We start from the raw sequence: 15386 nt of genomic DNA on the forward strand, positions 1-15386 counted from the left end.
CGAGACGTTTGTCTTGTTTCGCCTCCTAACTCCTCGAGACGCTTCGGTCCTGCCAATGAAGTCAAAGAGCGACTTCACTGTCAGGACCTCCAACGCTTGTCGGGGCTGACCAAGGCGCTTGCACTTTCCTTTATATACTTACGATGTCATGTTTTGTAAATAACTGAGCCTAAAGTTGATTGTCATTGCAGATTTCTTCTCGTAAAAAATGCTCATTCTTTCATTTTATCTCGAAAAATATGGATTTACTGTTAAAATAATAATGAAATGCGAAAGAAAGAGTGATTTATATTGAGTTGGATTAAAAAGATTTTTACCATGTTCCAAAACGATGATGAATTTGATGATATTGAACAAGATCAAGCTGTTTCAAAGCCATTAAAAAAAGAACAGAATGAAAATAGGGATATAGAAGCAAAGGTATTGTACCAATATCCAAAAGGTCAATTCCGTTTTCCACTAATACCGGATGGTGAGGCAGCAGCTGAAAAATCCAAGCCGAGAAAAGTGCGTCCTGAAAGGGTCAACCAGGATGTTGAGATTAAACCGTTCATTAATGAGCAAGGATCACTGAGGATTAAAAATGAACGGCAGGATGAAGGTGACTCCTTCCACAATCAACGCCGTGAGCCAGCCGTGGATGACAGAAGTAAATCCAGACGCGATACCGCAAGAGAGCCAATGGAATCCTACAAGCCTAAAAAAGCAGCTGTGGAGTCTGCACCGAAGTTCCATTATGAAACTCGGAAAGACAACGGCCCGAAATTTCGGCAGCCTTTTAAACCAACCGAAATTCCTTCCCCGATTTATGCATTTAACAGGCCTCCCAGAAAAAGCAAGACCCAAACGGACCTGGAGGATGTTGAATATGAACTGGATGGGTTTGAAAAGGATCAGAGCAGTGCAGTCGAACAAATAATGCATATTGACAAGAATATCATGCCACAAGCTATGAAGTTAAAGGAAGTCCCTGATTCAGCAGAAGTTCCTGGGGGGAGTGCCCCAAGATCAATACATAGAAGATGATCTTGCTGAAACCCAGGATCTAGAGGTCACTGAAGTCAATGAACAAGCAGAGCCATCACAGTTGGAAACAGAGGCGCTCGATATAATTCTCAATAACGAGCCTGGACCAGAGAATAGTAGGACGGATTCCCGACCTGGCACGATAACTGAAATCGAGTTTGAACAGGCTTCCGAAATTACAGCCTGGAACGATTATCACCAAGATCAAGAAGAGAAAGAAGCATTCGGTATCCAAAAAAGTACAGAAGCAGAGGGTGAAATAATCAACATCCAAACTAGCACGAATGAGGCTGAAGCAATTGACTATCAACAAAGCGAGGAAGAGCTAAAAGTTCAGCCTGCAGATGTTTCACTGGAACAGACCACAGAAACAGAAGACCTTAATAAGGAATTAGAGCCAGAACAAAGTCTTGATGCTGAATTGAAAATAGAGGCTCAGCCTGCAGGAACAAAAAGGCAGCTTCCATTCAATGTTCTTATGCTTAAGCAGGACAAGAGGAAGTGGGAAGAGCGGAAGGCATCTAAATATCCTTCCTTTATGAATGAAGGAAGAATGCCTGGAGCATCCAAGCCGGAAGATAGCGAAACTCATACTGTTCTTGAAGAATCCTCGTCAGTTATTACTGGTGAGATGAACCAACATGGCGAAGAAATTTTGTCAGCTGGCAGCCATTCAGATTTCCAGCCAATGCAGCAGGAAGAGCCGCCAGTCTCACAACAGGAACCTGAAAAGACTCACACAGGTGGAAACATTAACAGCTGCCGCAATCCCGGATGCGTCCTCAAATAAGCAGAAACCTTTATCGGTTGAAGATAGTCGAGTAATGGTTTCATCAAAAAGCGTAGAGCAAACTCAAGCTGAACTGGCTGTGTCGTCTTCCTCTTCTGCACCAATGAACCGTCAGGTCGATCGAGGAGAAATCCAATTCATTGATCAGAAAGCGGCGGCCGTACAGCCAGAGGTCCAACCAGCAGCCGTATATGATTTCCCGCCACTGGATCTTTTGAGTCCACCTGTTTTCAAAGCTCCTGATCCTGAATGGCTTTCGGAGCAGGAGCATATGCTCAATGAGACATTAAGGAATTTTAATGTAGGCGCCAGGGTGGTCCATGTGACACAGGGGCCATCGGTTACCCGTTTTGAGGTACAGCCGGAACCAGGTGTGAAAGTCAATAAGATCACTAATCTATCAGATGACATCAAACTAAGTCTTGCTGCGAAGGATATCCGGATTGAAGCCCCAATACCAGGAAAGCACACAATCGGGATTGAAGTGCCAAACCATTCGAGCAGACCGGTATTATTAAGTGAAATTTTACAGTCTGCAGGTTTTATGGAGCTTGAATCTCCGTTATCAGTGGACCTGGGACTTGATATTGCCGGGAATCCAATCGTCACGGATCTGAAAAAGATGCCTCACGGATTGATTGCCGGTGCCACTGGATCTGGAAAGAGTGTCTGTATCAACACGATGCTTGTAAGCCTGCTTTATAAAGCACATCCAGATGAGGTCAAGCTGTTGCTAATTGATCCTAAAATGGTTGAACTAGCACCTTATAACCGAATACCTCACCTAGTCAGCCCGGTCATCACTGATGTAAAAGCAGCAACAGCCTCGCTGAAGTGGGCGGTTGAGGAAATGGAGCGCCGTTATGAATTGTTCGCACATACAGGAGTCCGTGATATAGGCAGATTTAATGAACTTGCAGAAAAGCATCGCAGGTTTTCTGATAAACTCCCGTATATCGTCATTGTGATTGATGAGCTGGCTGATCTGATGATGATGGCTCCAGGCGATGTGGAAGAGGCAATTTGCCGGATTGCCCAAAAGGCGAGGGCTTGCGGAATCCATTTGATCATTGCGACACAGCGTCCATCCGTTGATGTTATTACAGGCCTGATTAAAGCGAATGTTCCTACAAGAATTGCCTTTTCTGTTTCCTCACAGGTGGATTCCAGGACGATCATCGATATCAGTGGAGCTGAAAAGCTTCTTGACCGAGGGGATATGTTATTCCTTGAAAATGGGTCATCAAAGCCATTCCGTCTGCAGGGCAATTTCGTAACGGATAATGAGATTGATGATATTGTCGCATTTGTCAGGGAGCAGCGGGCTCCACAATACTTGTTTGAACAGGAGGAACTGCTCAAGAAGGCTCAGATCACTGAGGACGAGGATGAGCTTTTCTATGAAGCCTGTGAATTTGTCATCGATCAAGGAGGCGCTTCAACTTCAAGCGTACAGCGCCGTTTTAAGATCGGCTATAACCGGGCGGCAAGACTGATTGAGATGATGGAGCAGCAAGGTTTCATTTCTGAGGGCAAGGGCAGCAAGCCGAGGGATGTACTGATTACTGCTGCGGACCTTGAGTCCCTCCAGGAAACTAGTACATTCAATTAATAAATGGTATTCTTTATTTACATGTACTCATAATAAGGATAAATGACTATAGATGTTGGGTTGTTATTGAAGGAGCTTTTTGGATGAAAGAAATCGAATTGAAAATGCAAGGAAAAATCAGCCGTCTCACTAATCATACGTTTAAGTTTGATGAAAGGATTCGGGACGGCTGGTTTTCAGCCGTGTATTTTCTTAAAACTCGGGAGCTAGTAAAGAAGTATCATGCAGACAATATTATCACGATGCAGTTTTTCCAGAAGGACGAAGCGGTTTTGTGCGGAACTGATGAAGTGATCGCACTGGTAAAAACATTTGCTGATCGTCCTGAAGAGCTTGAGATTCATTCACTTAAGGATGGAGACAAAATTTCCCCGTTTGAAACAGTCCTTACCATTACAGGACCATACCAGAGTTTCGGTTACCTTGAGGGTATCATTGACGGCATCCTGGCAAGAAGAACGTCTGTCTCCACGAATGTTTATAATGTCGTCAAGGCAGCAAGCTATTCAGGCCAGCAGAAGCCGGTCATTTTTATGGGAGACCGTGACGACCATTATACAACCCAGGCTGGGGATGGTTATGCTGCCTATATAGGAGGCGCCACTGCCCAGGCCACCCATGCGATGAATGAATGGTGGGGAAAGCATGGCATGGGTACGATGCCGCATGCATTGATTCAAATGTTCAACGGCGATATCGTTGCAGCCACACAGGCGTATCACGAGACTTTTCCGAATGATGATTTGATCGCTCTTGTCGATTACAATAATGATGCGATTACTGATTCGTTGAAAGTCGCAAGGAAATTTGGGGAGAAGCTGAAGGGTGTTAGGGTTGATACTTCCCGTACGCTGATTGACCAGTATTTCCTCCGCAACCAGCACTTGCTTGGAACATTCGACCCCCGCGGAGTGAATGCTGAATTAATTTTCGCACTAAGAAAAGCGCTTGATGACGAAGGCTTTGACCATGTGAAAATTGTCGTGAGCGGAGGCTTCAGTGAAAAAAGAATCCTTGATTTTGAAAAGCAAAATGTACCCGTCGATATGTATGGTGTAGGAGGAAGCCTTTTGAAATTGAAGGTTGGCTTTACTGGTGACAATGTCATGTTGAACGGGAAACATCAGGCAAAGTCAGGCAGAAAGTTCAGGCCAAATCCCCGTCTTGAAAAAGTAGAATTTTAAAAAGTTTAAAGCGACTAATAGAGGGAATATGTACTTTTATTCATCATTGCGGTCTTATCCATTTACTTTGCCTATACTTAAAGGTGCAGGTTTATGCGCAGCACCTAATGTGCCATGCTTTGATGAAACTGTGTTATTTACCGTAATGATGTTATAATGATTCAATACATGAAAGACAGATACAAATTTTTAATGAATTTGCTCTGTTTAATACAGTAAACAGGCGAAATGAGCAATTCAGGATATCTGTCATATACTGTGTTACATACAGACGTTGTTGGAGGTTCTTTATATGACTATTTACCATTTTGTAGGTATAAAGGGGTCTGGAATGAGTGCGTTAGCTCAAGTTCTCCATGATATGGATTATCAGGTACAGGGCTCCGATTATGATAAGCACTTTTTTACCCAGGTGACCCTTGAGAAATCTGGAATAAAGATCCTTCCGTTTGATAAGGAAAATATACAGCCTGGGATGACGGTTATTGCTGGCAATGCCTATCCGGATACCCACGAGGAGATTCAGGAGGCAATGAAGCTTGGTCTTCCAATCGTCAGGTATCACCGGTTCCTTGGTGATTTTATGCAAAACTTTACGAGTGTAGCGATTACAGGTGCGCATGGGAAAACTTCGACTACTGGATTGCTTGCGCATGTGATGAGGGGCGCCAAGCCAACATCATTCTTAATTGGTGATGGCACTGGGAAGGGTGACAAAGATGCTCAATACTTTGTTTTCGAAGCATGTGAGTACCGCCGTCATTTCCTTTCATATTTCCCTGATTACGCAATCATGACGAATATCGACTTTGACCACCCGGATTACTTTGCCAATATAGAAGACGTTTTTTCTGCTTTCCAGGAGATGTCATGGCAAGTCAAAAAGGGTATCTTTGCATGCGGTGACGATGAGCAGCTGCAAAAAATCCAGGCCAAGGTACCAGTTGTATTCTATGGTTTTGGTGAAGAAAATGATTTCCAGGCTCGCAATATCGTCAAGTCCACTGAAGGCACTACATTCGATGTTTTTGTCAGGAATAATTTCTATGACACCTTCTCGATTCCGGCTTATGGGGACCATAATGTCCTGAACTCACTGGCTGTCATTGCTTTGTGCCATTACGAAAATATTGAATCCAAAGTGATTCAGGCTCAGCTTGAAACGTTTGAGGGCGTGAAAAGGAGATTTTCTGAAAAGAAGGTTGCCGATCAGGTAATCATTGATGACTACGCCCATCATCCTACAGAAATTAAAGTAACAATCGAAGCTGCGAAACAGAAGTATCCTGATCGTGAAATCGTCGCAGTTTTCCAGCCGCATACCTTTACGAGGACTCAAGCTTTTCTGAATGAATTTGCAGAAAGCTTAAATAAAGCAAACAAGGTTTATTTGTGTGAAATCTTTGGTTCAGCTCGTGAGATACATGGGAAATTATCGATTTCCGATTTGAAAGATAAAATCGACGACGCAGAAATCATCACAGAGGAAGATACATCACGTTTAAAAGAACATGGAAATGGCGTCATCCTATTCATGGGTGCAGGTGATATCCAGAAGTTCCAGCAAGCATATGAAAATCAGTTGCAAGTTTAATAAAAAGGATGCGGCCCATGGGTCCGCATCCTTTTGTTTGTCAGCTGGATTTCACTTATTTAAGGTTCTCAGGGTTTAATCCCTCAAGTTCGGAAATGACAAAGCGTCCATCTTTGCGAATCAGTACGTCATCAAAGTAGATCTCGCCGCCTCCGTATTCAGGGCGCTGGATGTTGACCATATCCCAATGGATATTTGAATGATTCCCATTGAATGCATCGTCATAGCACTGTCCTGGTGTGAAGTGGAAGCTTCCATCGATTTTTTCATCAAACAGAATGTCTTGCATTGGATGAAGGATATACGGATTCACGCCAATTGCGAACTCTCCCACAAAACGAGCTCCTTCATCTGTATCAAAGATCTTATTAATGCGCTCTGAATCATTCGCGGTCGCCTCAACAATTTTTCCATCCTTGAAAGTCAACTTCACATTTTCGAAGGTGAATCCCTGGTAAGGAGATGGCGTATTGTATGTGATTACGCCATTTACAGAATCACGAACAGGTGCTGTGTAAACCTCTCCATCTGGGATATTCAGTTCTCCAGCACACTTTACTGCCGGGATATCTTTAATCGAGAAGGTAAGATCAGTTCCTGGTCCGGTAATCCTTACCTTATCTGTACGGTTCATCAAATCTGCCAGGCTGTCCATTGCCTTGTCCATTTTTCCGTAATCAAGGTTACAAACATTGAAGTAAAAATCTTCGAAGGCTTCCGTACTCATCTTCGCAAGCTGTGCCATTGCTGAATTAGGATAACGAAGGACAACCCATTTCGTTTTTGGAACGCGAATGTCCCTATGTACCTTCTTGCCAACAGTATTGCCATGGATCTTCATTTTATCTGCCGGAACATCAGCGTGTTCATTGATGTTATCTCCAGAACGAAGACCGATGTAAGCATCCATTTTACTCATCACGTTTGCTTCAAATTCTGCAATCATGTCAAATTGCTCCTGCTCGGCACCCATAAGCAAAGAACGGTCCACCTGGTGATCCTTCAATGATACGAATGGATATCCTCCTGCTTCATATGCTTCTTTCACTAAAGCAGTAACAAGCTCACGCTGGAGGCCGAAATTTTCAATCAGGACCTTTTCGCCCTTTTGAAGCTTGACCGAGTAATTGATAAGGTTTTTAGCCAGTTTTTGAATACGCGGATCTTTCACAAATATCACTCCTATGTATTAAAATAAAGCACATAAACATATTGTAACCGAAACGCTGGAATTTGTGCTCTTTTCACTGCAGTAAACTTCCGAGCGACTATCTCCGCAAAAAGTAGATGACCGAAATCGAGAGGCGAAACCTTTCTGATATGTTTTCCAGAAAGATATTCTTATTCAGGAAGGAAAAGGGTATGCTTATATTGAAATACATATTAGACAAGGTGGTTTACGTTGCTAACTGCGGGGTAAAATGTACATATGCTAACGGAGGTGTTAAACAGTGGAAATTATTTTGTATTTAAGTGTTGCTGTTATAGCAATCGCATTCTTGGTTCTGGTGGTTTCGTTATCCAAAACTCTTAAATCCTTACAAACAACTTTAGACAGTGTATCAGGCACACTTGATGGCCTGGAGAAGCAGTTGGATGGAGTGACTCGTGAAACAACGGAGCTTCTGCATAAAACTAATAATTTGGCCGACGATATTTCCAGGAAATCTGAGAGCCTGAACGGTGTTGTTAATGCTGTGAAGGATGTAGGAAATTCTGTTCAGAGATTCAATCAATCTATTCATAATGTCCAAACAATGGTGGACCTTCAGATTGACAAAAATAAGGACAAGATTTCCCAGGTTGTTCAATGGAGCAACGTATTCCTCGAGTTAAGGGATAAGTGGCAATCAAAAAAAACAGCCAAGATTGACCATCAGCTAGAAGGCGAAGAGATGGTAACAAGGCAGCGTGAACGTGTTCGGTATTAATGAAAGGTGGAGATAAATGATGAACAGAGAACAAAGCCAATACGATGTAAATGGAACAATGAGAGAGACAGACAAAGACAATAACAATTCCAGGGATTTTGTAACTGGAGCTATTGTTGGCGGACTTGCGGGGGCACTGGCGGCACTATTGCTTGCTCCTAAGACTGGAAAAGAGTTGAGAGATTCGCTCAATGAGCAAACTTCTACACTTAAGAACAAGAGTGGTGACCTTGCATCAGTAGCGAAGGAGAAAGCAAGCGGCTTGAAAGACACTGTTTCACAGCAGTCTTCTACGATTGTCAACAAGGTAAAGGACATGAAGAACAAAAGCGGAAATACTTCACAGAATACGGATGTTGACGAGAACGAACTTCAAGAGGTACCAACTTCAATGGCAGAAACAAGCACAATGGAAAACACACATACTGCCACTGGCGAAGAAATCCAAAAGAAGCTTGAAGAAACACAAAAAGCCTTTGATGATACTGAAAACAAGCTAAATCAGTAAGTTTGTCAATGAAACGGTGAAGTGGTAAGATAACTTCACCGTTTATTTTTTGATAAAAAAAGCTCGGATTAAGAGGGTTATAAAAGGAGAGAGTAGGATGGAAAAGATTGATTCAATTGAACAGTTTGATGCACTTGTCGATTCCGGTGACACATTCTTCATGCTGAAGCACAGCACGACCTGCCCAATCAGTGCGGCGGGATATGATGAATTCGCGAAATTCGATAATGCTGGCAACGATAATCTATATTATCTGACAGTACAAGATTCACGTGATCTATCCAACCATATTGCTGAAAAATTCCATGTTAAACATGAATCGCCGCAGGCAATTTTATTTGTGAATTCAGACGTTGCATGGCATGCGTCCCATTTTAAAATCACTGCCAAATCATTGGCGGGAGCTAAAGAAGAAAATGTAAAGTAAAAAAAAACATCCATTGGATGTTTTTTTTACTTTAGACCTATTGGACTTTCAAAGGTAATATTCAATTCATCACCAGGTGCAAGATAATCGTCAAACGCTGCTTTTTCTCCGTTCTTCAATAGCGTGAACCCGCGGCTGTCTTCTGGGATTTCAACCTGTGCAAAATTGAATAAGTCCTGAAAAATAAACGGTTGGACATCTTTTTGCTTTGTGATGAGATGGTCTCCGCAATGGATCTGTTCGTCCAACCCTAGCTTAATCCCCTCACGCGTGAATTCTATCCGTTCCTGCTCTAGCTGGATTTGCTGGCCATTAAAAAAAATCGGCATTGATTCAGTAGCAGGCATCTCCAGAATTTCCTTCAATTTTCTAAGTGTAGGTATAGTGCCTTTTTCAAAACGGATATCATCAAGGTGGTCGACTTTAGTATGCAATTTTGCTGTTAAACCGTTTACATATATCTTGCCCATAAATTCTGTGATTTTGTGTTCTCTACCGTCAATTTTTATAAAAAATGGGCGAGTGTCAGTAAGCAGTTCGGCGAGTTTAAGATCTTTTAGAACTCCTTCGACAGTGTCAGCCATATTAAAAATGATCTCGTCCCTATCCTCAACAGATTGTTGCATCGAAGCAGGAAGACTATTGCAGGTCAAAGCTGCGCTAACTTCATATCTTTGACTATTGATAATGAGTGTCTTGGAAGGAAGCTCTCCGATTAAGTCACCGAGTGTTAGCTCTGGTCTGACTCCATCCTCTCCCTTTTGGACAGTTAGTTTATCTCCTCCATCTACCTGGTCATCGAATGAGCAAGGTAAACCATTTTTCAATAAGACGGGTTGCTGTCCAAGCTCACCGGGTATGGTCACATTTTTGCCATTCAGGCTGACAATCATAGCAAGGCCAGGCCTGCCGTATAGTTTATTCATTTTGATTCCGGCAGCAAGAAGACAGTCGCCTACAGTCAATTTATTGATCTCAAACAGTCTTACCGGCTGGTCGTTCACGTAAACCGTATGATATTGGACAGGAGATTGTTTTGCTGCAATGGCAATTCCGATTGGTGTCACAAGTTCAGGGCCTTTGGTAATATGGTCTGCAAATGACACGGAGGTGATTGCTTCCAGTCCGCGGATGGCAACCCTGTTTTCAGGAAGGTTTAATCTGCTGGCAAGCCTTTTTGGCAAATCAGGCGTAAGGCTTCCCCCTCCAACAAGCATGACTGCTTTAGGTGACTTATTGCCATTCAGCCTTAGGATTTCTTCTGCAATTGTTTGTGCCAACCGGTCAATCGCAGGAGCGATGCGGTCAACAGCTTCTTCTTTGCTAATCGTTGTTTCGAAGCCAAGTATATCTGTAATAGATATGGATTTGTGTTCAAGCAAGTCCCGCTTTGCTTTTTCAGCAAGGGGGAAGTCCAGCAAAAACTCATCACTCACCGCTTCAGTGATTTCATCTCCCGCTACTGGTACCATTCCATAAGCAATGACGGTACCTGAGTCGGTAAGTGCGATATCGGATGTCCCTGCTCCAATATCAACGAGGGCGACATTCAATCTTCTCATTGAGGCAGGTATCAATACATTGATTGCAGCGATCGGTTCAAGTGTAAGAGCGTCCATCTCCAGACCAGCCCGGTCCAAAGCAGATAGCAGTGATTCAACGACAACTTTTGGCAGGAAGGTCGCTATGATTTCCACGGATGCTTCATTTCCTCGCTGATCAATCAGGCTCCCGATTTCCTCTCCATCGAGCTGGTAATAAAGTACAGAGTATCCTACACAATAATAGTGGTGTTCATTGTGTTTTTCACCAGCAACGACAGCTTGTGCCAGTTGGACTGCACTTAATTCAAGGTGGAGGATGTCCTGCTTTGAAAACATCGGCTTGCCTGAGATGTCGACGACAGCTTTTGATTGTTCAGTTTTTAAAGCACGGCCAGCTGCAGCAACACAGACTTTTGTTAAGGGACCATGGCTAGCTTCCAGTGTCTCTTTTATTTCAGTGATGATTTCGGATACCGACAAAACATCATGGATTTGTCCGTCGAGCATCGACCTTTCTTTGTGCTCGCGGACAATGATGTCGACCGCTTCATAATGTCCATCCGTTTCCTCCAGGATGATTCCGACAACAGACCTGGTTCCTATATCTAATGCAAACAGTTTATTATTCATATGCAAATCATGCACCCTCTAACTTTTGGTCTCATACGATGCTTTATCACTTAAAAGCGTTTAATTATTAAAGAATTTTTACGTGACAATCGATATTTTTTCAGATATAATAACCATTATCATATTATACAGCTTGATTCATAGCACATTAGCTGCATCTTCATACATCTGGGTTCTCTACTATTATCGGCTTTGTAGTGAGATTGCTTAAGGCTCGAAGCCGCATTAAGCTGATTTAATAAAAACTGCACCATTAAGAAATCCCGTTGGTGTAAAAAAGATCAGATTATACGCATTTCCAGCGTGCAGTTAAAGGAAAGAGTGTCTGTTTGTTAGAAAAGTCCTAAGGTTAGGACTAAAATGAATTCCGAAAGGACGGGACAGAAAATGAGTAAAAATCTTGACCAGCTTAGAAATCGTGTGGATGAATTGAATCTAGAGCTTCTATCATTAATTAATGAAAGAGCCCTGCTCGTCCAGGAAATTGGCCGTGCAAAAGAAACTCAGGGTGTCTACCGTTATGACCCTGTGCGCGAGAGGGAAATGCTTGATTTAATCAAGGAAAAGAATAACGGTCCTTTTGAGAATTCAACAATCGAACATATCTTTAAAGAAGTGTTCAAGGCAGGCCTTGAACTTCAATCAGATGATCACCGTAAAGCGCTTCTCGTTTCAAGAAAGAAAAAGCCTGAAGATACGATTATAGATATTAAGGGCTTAAAAATTGGCGATGGGACACCGGACTTTGTTTTCGGTCCTTGTTCAGTTGAATCATATGAACAAGTGGCGACTGTGGCTGAAGCAGTTAAAGCGAAAGGGTTCAAGCTGTTGCGCGGCGGAGCTTTCAAGCCTCGGACTTCACCTTATGACTTCCAAGGATTAGGGTTAGAAGGACTTAAAATCTTAAAAAGAGTCGCAGATGAATATGATCTCGCTGTGATTAGTGAAATTGTCACGCCTGCTGATATCGAAATTGCTGTCGACTACCTTGATGTGATTCAAATCGGCGCCCGTAACATGCAAAACTTCGAGCTGCTTAAAGCAGCAGGAGCCGTGAACAAACCTATTTTACTAAAACGGGGAATTTCCGCCACAATTGAGGAGTTCATCAATGCGGCCGAATATATCATGTCACAGGGCAATGGACAAATCATTCTGTGTGAACGCGGAATCCGGACATACGAAAGGGCTACACGGAATACACTTGATATTTCTGCAGTGCCAATTTTGAAAAAGGAAACACATCTTCCGGTCATGGTAGATGTGACGCACTCTACAGGCAGGAGAGACCTGTTGCTGCCAGCAGCCAAAGCTGCACTTGCAATTGGTGCAGATGGAGTAATGGCAGAAGTTCATCCAGATCCTGCAGTAGCTTTATCTGACAATGCCCAGCAAATGGATTTAAAGCAGTTTGATGAGTTCTTGGAGGGATTGAAATCCACTCCATTTGTGAGAATATAAAAATTTGAAACCTTCCTTTTAACAGGAAGGTTTTTTACTGGGAAATAAAAAATTTTTTACTTAAATGAGTGTTCAGCTCCAGCGCCTATCTCCTCGAGCTGCGCCTCCTAACTCCTCTAGACGTTTCGGTCCTGCCAATGAAGTCAAAGAGCGACTTCACTAGTCGGCCCTCTGAGGCACACGACGTGCCAAACCGCAAGCCACACGATGTGGCGTTATAGGCGGGCAGCGCCTGTAGGGACTGACCGAGGCGCCTGCGCTTTTAAATTGAGCAATTCAGGGTAACATAAAAAGAAGTTTTTTTATCAGAAAAAGTAATAAAAATAAATAAATTAAGTTGTTCAGATTGCGGGATTGATAAGGATGTCGTATGATTAATAACATAATTATGCTTGTACATATAATCACAAACTTAAAATATGATTATTGTGGCAATTTTTGCTGTAAACTAACTGAAAAGCGCCGTTTATTACCTGAAGGAGTGAAATAGATGAATATTACAATATATGATGTTGCACGGGAAGCGAACGTTTCAATGGCAACGGTTTCACGTGTTGTCAACGGAAATCCGAATGTTAAACCAGCTACAAGGAAGAAAGTCATGGAGGTTATTGATCGTCTTGGTTATCGTCCGAATGCTGTTGCACGCGGACTGGCGAGCAAAAAGACCACTACTGTCGGTGTCATCATTCCCGATATAGCGAGCCCGTTTTTTGCTGAGCTGGCAAGGGGAATAGAGGATATTGCTACGATGTATAAATACAATATTATCCTGAGTAACTCTGACCAGAATATTGAAAAAGAACTGCATTTGCTGAACACAATGCTTGGCAAACAAGTAGACGGGATTGTTTTCATGGGCGGCAATATTAAAGCCGAGCATGTTGAGGAATTCAAGAAGTCACAAGTACCAATCGTCCTTGCCGGTTCAATTGAGGAAACAGGAGAAATACCATCAGTCAATATTGATTATGAGCAGGCAACATTCGATGCTGTTTCTACATTTATAGAAAAAGGGCACAAGCAAATCGCATTCGTTATTGGACCACTACTGGAGCCAATCAACAAGGATAAGAAGCTGGAAGGTTATAAGCGCGCATTAAAAGATGCGGAAATTGACTATAACGAAGAGCTTGTTGTTGAAGGGGACTACACATATGATTCAGGTCTCGAGGCGATTGAAAGAATCCTTGAGTTTGATAAGAAGCCAACAGCAATCCTGGTCGGATCGGATGAGATGGCACTTGGCGTAATCCATGGTGCGTTCGACCGCGGCTACAGTGTACCTGAGGATTTCGAGGTAATCAGTTCAGACAACACAAGGCTTACACTTATGGTACGTCCGCAACTTACAACAATTGTCCAGCCTCTATACGATATTGGAGCAGTTGCGATGCGTTTGTTGACGAAATATATGAACAAAGAAAACGTCGATGAAAATATCGTTGTACTGCCGCACCGGATCGAAAACAGAAATTCAACGAAATAATAGAGAAACCCCTTGCTGATGCGAGGGGTTTTTTATGAGTGTTTAACTAAATTTCCGTTCAAAATCGAGAGAGGAAATCGTAATTCTGTCCGAACCTGGTGTCACTTTAGACAAAATCAGGAGGGGAACTGGTAATATTGTCTGAACCTGGTATCACTTCAGGCAAAATCAGGAGGGAAACTCGTAATATTGTCTGAACCTGGTGTCACTTCAGACAAAATCAGGAGGGAAACTCGTAATATTGTCTGAACCTGGTGTCACTTCAGACAAAATCAGGAGATGAAGCCGCAACTATGTCCGAACGTGGTGTCACTTCAGACAAAATCAGGAGATGAAGCCGTAATATTGTCCGAACCTGGTGTCACTTCAGACAAAATTAGGAGATGAAGCCGCAACTATGTCCGAACGTGGTGTCACTTTAGACAAAATAGAGAGGGGAAGCCGCAACTATGTCCGAACCTGGTATCACTTCAGACAAAATAAAGTGGGGAAGCCGCAACTTTGTCTGTACCTGGTGTCACTTCAGACAAAATCAGGAGGGAAACTCGTAATATTGTCTGAACCTGGTGTTACTTCAGACAAAATTAGGAGATGAAGCCGTAACTATGTCCGAACCTGGTGCCACTTCAGACAAAATCAGGAGATGAAGCCGTAACTATGTCCGAACCTGGTGCCACTTCAGACAAAATCAGGAGATGAAGCCGCAACTATGTCCGAACGTGGTGTCACTTCAGACAAGATCAGGAGATGAAGCCGTAATATTGTCCGAACCTGGTGTCACTTCAGACAAAATTAGGAGATGAAGCCGCAACTATGTCCGAACGTGGTGTCACTTTAGACAAAATAGAGAGGGGAAGCCGCAACTATGTCCGAACCTGGTATCACTTCAGACAAAATAAAGTGGGGAAGCCGCAACTTTGTCTGAACCTGGTGTCACTTCAGACAAAATCAGGAGGGAAACTCGTAATATTGTCTGAACCTGGTGTTACTTCAGACAAAATTAGGAGATGAAGCCGTAACTATGTCCGAACCTGGTGCCACTTCAGACAAAATCAGGAGATGAAGCCGCAACATTGTCTGAACCTGGTGTCACTTCAGACAAAATCAGGAGATGAAGCCGCAACTTTGTCTGAACCTGGTGTCACTTCAGACAAAATCAGGAGATGAAGCCGCAACTTTGTCTGAACCTG

General features: G+C 42.9%; 12 protein-coding genes. 10 read left to right on the forward strand and 2 right to left on the reverse strand.

All coding sequences use genetic code 11. The features are described from left to right. The first annotated feature begins 291 nt into the window (after nt 1-291). The 5 genes from LC048_RS03450 (at nt 292) to murC (ending at nt 6206) form a co-directional block, all read left to right on the forward strand. Entirely contained in the window at nt 292-1026 is a 735-nt protein-coding gene (locus tag LC048_RS03450; RefSeq protein WP_306049444.1) for a hypothetical protein, read from the forward strand. Next, entirely contained in the window at nt 998-1816 is an 819-nt protein-coding gene (locus tag LC048_RS03455) for a hypothetical protein (protein ID WP_306049446.1), read from the forward strand. The genes LC048_RS03450 and LC048_RS03455 overlap by 29 nt, the downstream gene beginning before the upstream one ends. Beyond that, entirely contained in the window at nt 1770-3428 is a 1659-nt protein-coding gene (locus tag LC048_RS03460; RefSeq protein ID WP_306049448.1) for a DNA translocase FtsK, read from the forward strand. Before LC048_RS03455 ends, LC048_RS03460 begins: the two co-directional genes overlap by 47 nt. 83 nt (nt 3429-3511) lie before the next feature. After that, complete coding sequence (locus LC048_RS03465) at nt 3512-4612, forward strand: nicotinate phosphoribosyltransferase (RefSeq protein WP_226602806.1); 1101 nt, start codon at nt 3512-3514, stop codon at nt 4610-4612. A 292-nt stretch (nt 4613-4904) separates the two neighbouring features. Beyond that, entirely contained in the window at nt 4905-6206 is a 1302-nt protein-coding gene (murC, locus tag LC048_RS03470) for a UDP-N-acetylmuramate--L-alanine ligase (RefSeq protein WP_306049450.1), read from the forward strand. Nucleotides 6207-6261: 55 nt separating this feature from the next. On the opposite strand, the gene LC048_RS03475 is transcribed toward murC, so the two are convergent. Beyond that, nucleotides 6262-7377, reverse strand: coding sequence for an aminopeptidase (locus tag LC048_RS03475; protein WP_226602803.1), 1116 nt, complete (start codon nt 7375-7377; stop codon nt 6262-6264). A gap of 280 nt (nt 7378-7657) precedes the next feature. On the opposite strand from LC048_RS03475, the gene LC048_RS03480 reads away from it, so the two are divergent. From LC048_RS03480 to ytxJ, 3 genes are all read left to right on the forward strand, one after another. Then, on the forward strand, nt 7658-8137 hold the full coding sequence (locus LC048_RS03480) for a DUF948 domain-containing protein (RefSeq protein WP_023626954.1): 480 nt from the start codon (nt 7658-7660) through the stop codon (nt 8135-8137). A gap of 16 nt (nt 8138-8153) precedes the next feature. After that, entirely contained in the window at nt 8154-8645 is a 492-nt protein-coding gene (locus LC048_RS03485; RefSeq protein ID WP_226602801.1) for a YtxH domain-containing protein, read from the forward strand. Nucleotides 8646-8742: 97 nt separating this feature from the next. After that, nucleotides 8743-9072: a bacillithiol system redox-active protein YtxJ gene (gene ytxJ / locus LC048_RS03490; protein ID WP_226602799.1), complete on the forward strand. Its 330-nt coding sequence runs from the start codon at nt 8743-8745 to the stop codon at nt 9070-9072. A gap of 26 nt (nt 9073-9098) precedes the next feature. Here the strand turns inward: ytxJ and LC048_RS03495 are convergent, their stop codons facing one another. Beyond that, entirely contained in the window at nt 9099-11246 is a 2148-nt protein-coding gene (locus LC048_RS03495) for a cell division protein FtsA (RefSeq protein ID WP_226602798.1), read from the reverse strand. A gap of 387 nt (nt 11247-11633) precedes the next feature. On the opposite strand from LC048_RS03495, the gene LC048_RS03500 reads away from it, so the two are divergent. Next, nucleotides 11634-12707, forward strand: coding sequence for a bifunctional 3-deoxy-7-phosphoheptulonate synthase/chorismate mutase (locus LC048_RS03500; protein WP_226602797.1), 1074 nt, complete (start codon nt 11634-11636; stop codon nt 12705-12707). 490 nt (nt 12708-13197) lie between these two features. After that, complete coding sequence (gene ccpA / locus LC048_RS03505; protein ID WP_226602796.1) at nt 13198-14196, forward strand: catabolite control protein A; 999 nt, start codon at nt 13198-13200, stop codon at nt 14194-14196. Nucleotides 14197-15386: the final 1190 nt, after the last annotated feature.

The organism is Mesobacillus subterraneus, assembly GCF_020524355.2.
GTDB classification, from domain to species: domain Bacteria; phylum Bacillota; class Bacilli; order Bacillales; family Cytobacillaceae; genus Mesobacillus; species Mesobacillus subterraneus_C.

Bases quoted from the DNA above. Each gene is read 5' to 3' on its own strand.
- LC048_RS03465 (WP_226602806.1), top strand. From the start codon at position 3,512: ATGAAAGAAATCGAATTGAAAATGCAAGGAAAAATCAGCCGTCTCACT.
- murC (WP_306049450.1), top strand. From the start codon at position 4,905: ATGACTATTTACCATTTTGTAGGTATAAAGGGGTCTGGAATGAGTGCG.
- LC048_RS03485 (WP_226602801.1), top strand. From the start codon at position 8,154: ATGATGAACAGAGAACAAAGCCAATACGATGTAAATGGAACAATGAGA.
- ytxJ (WP_226602799.1), top strand. From the start codon at position 8,743: ATGGAAAAGATTGATTCAATTGAACAGTTTGATGCACTTGTCGATTCC.
- LC048_RS03495 (WP_226602798.1), bottom strand. From the start codon at position 11,246: ATGAATAATAAACTGTTTGCATTAGATATAGGAACCAGGTCTGTTGTC.
- LC048_RS03500 (WP_226602797.1), top strand. From the start codon at position 11,634: ATGAGTAAAAATCTTGACCAGCTTAGAAATCGTGTGGATGAATTGAAT.
- ccpA (WP_226602796.1), top strand. From the start codon at position 13,198: ATGAATATTACAATATATGATGTTGCACGGGAAGCGAACGTTTCAATG.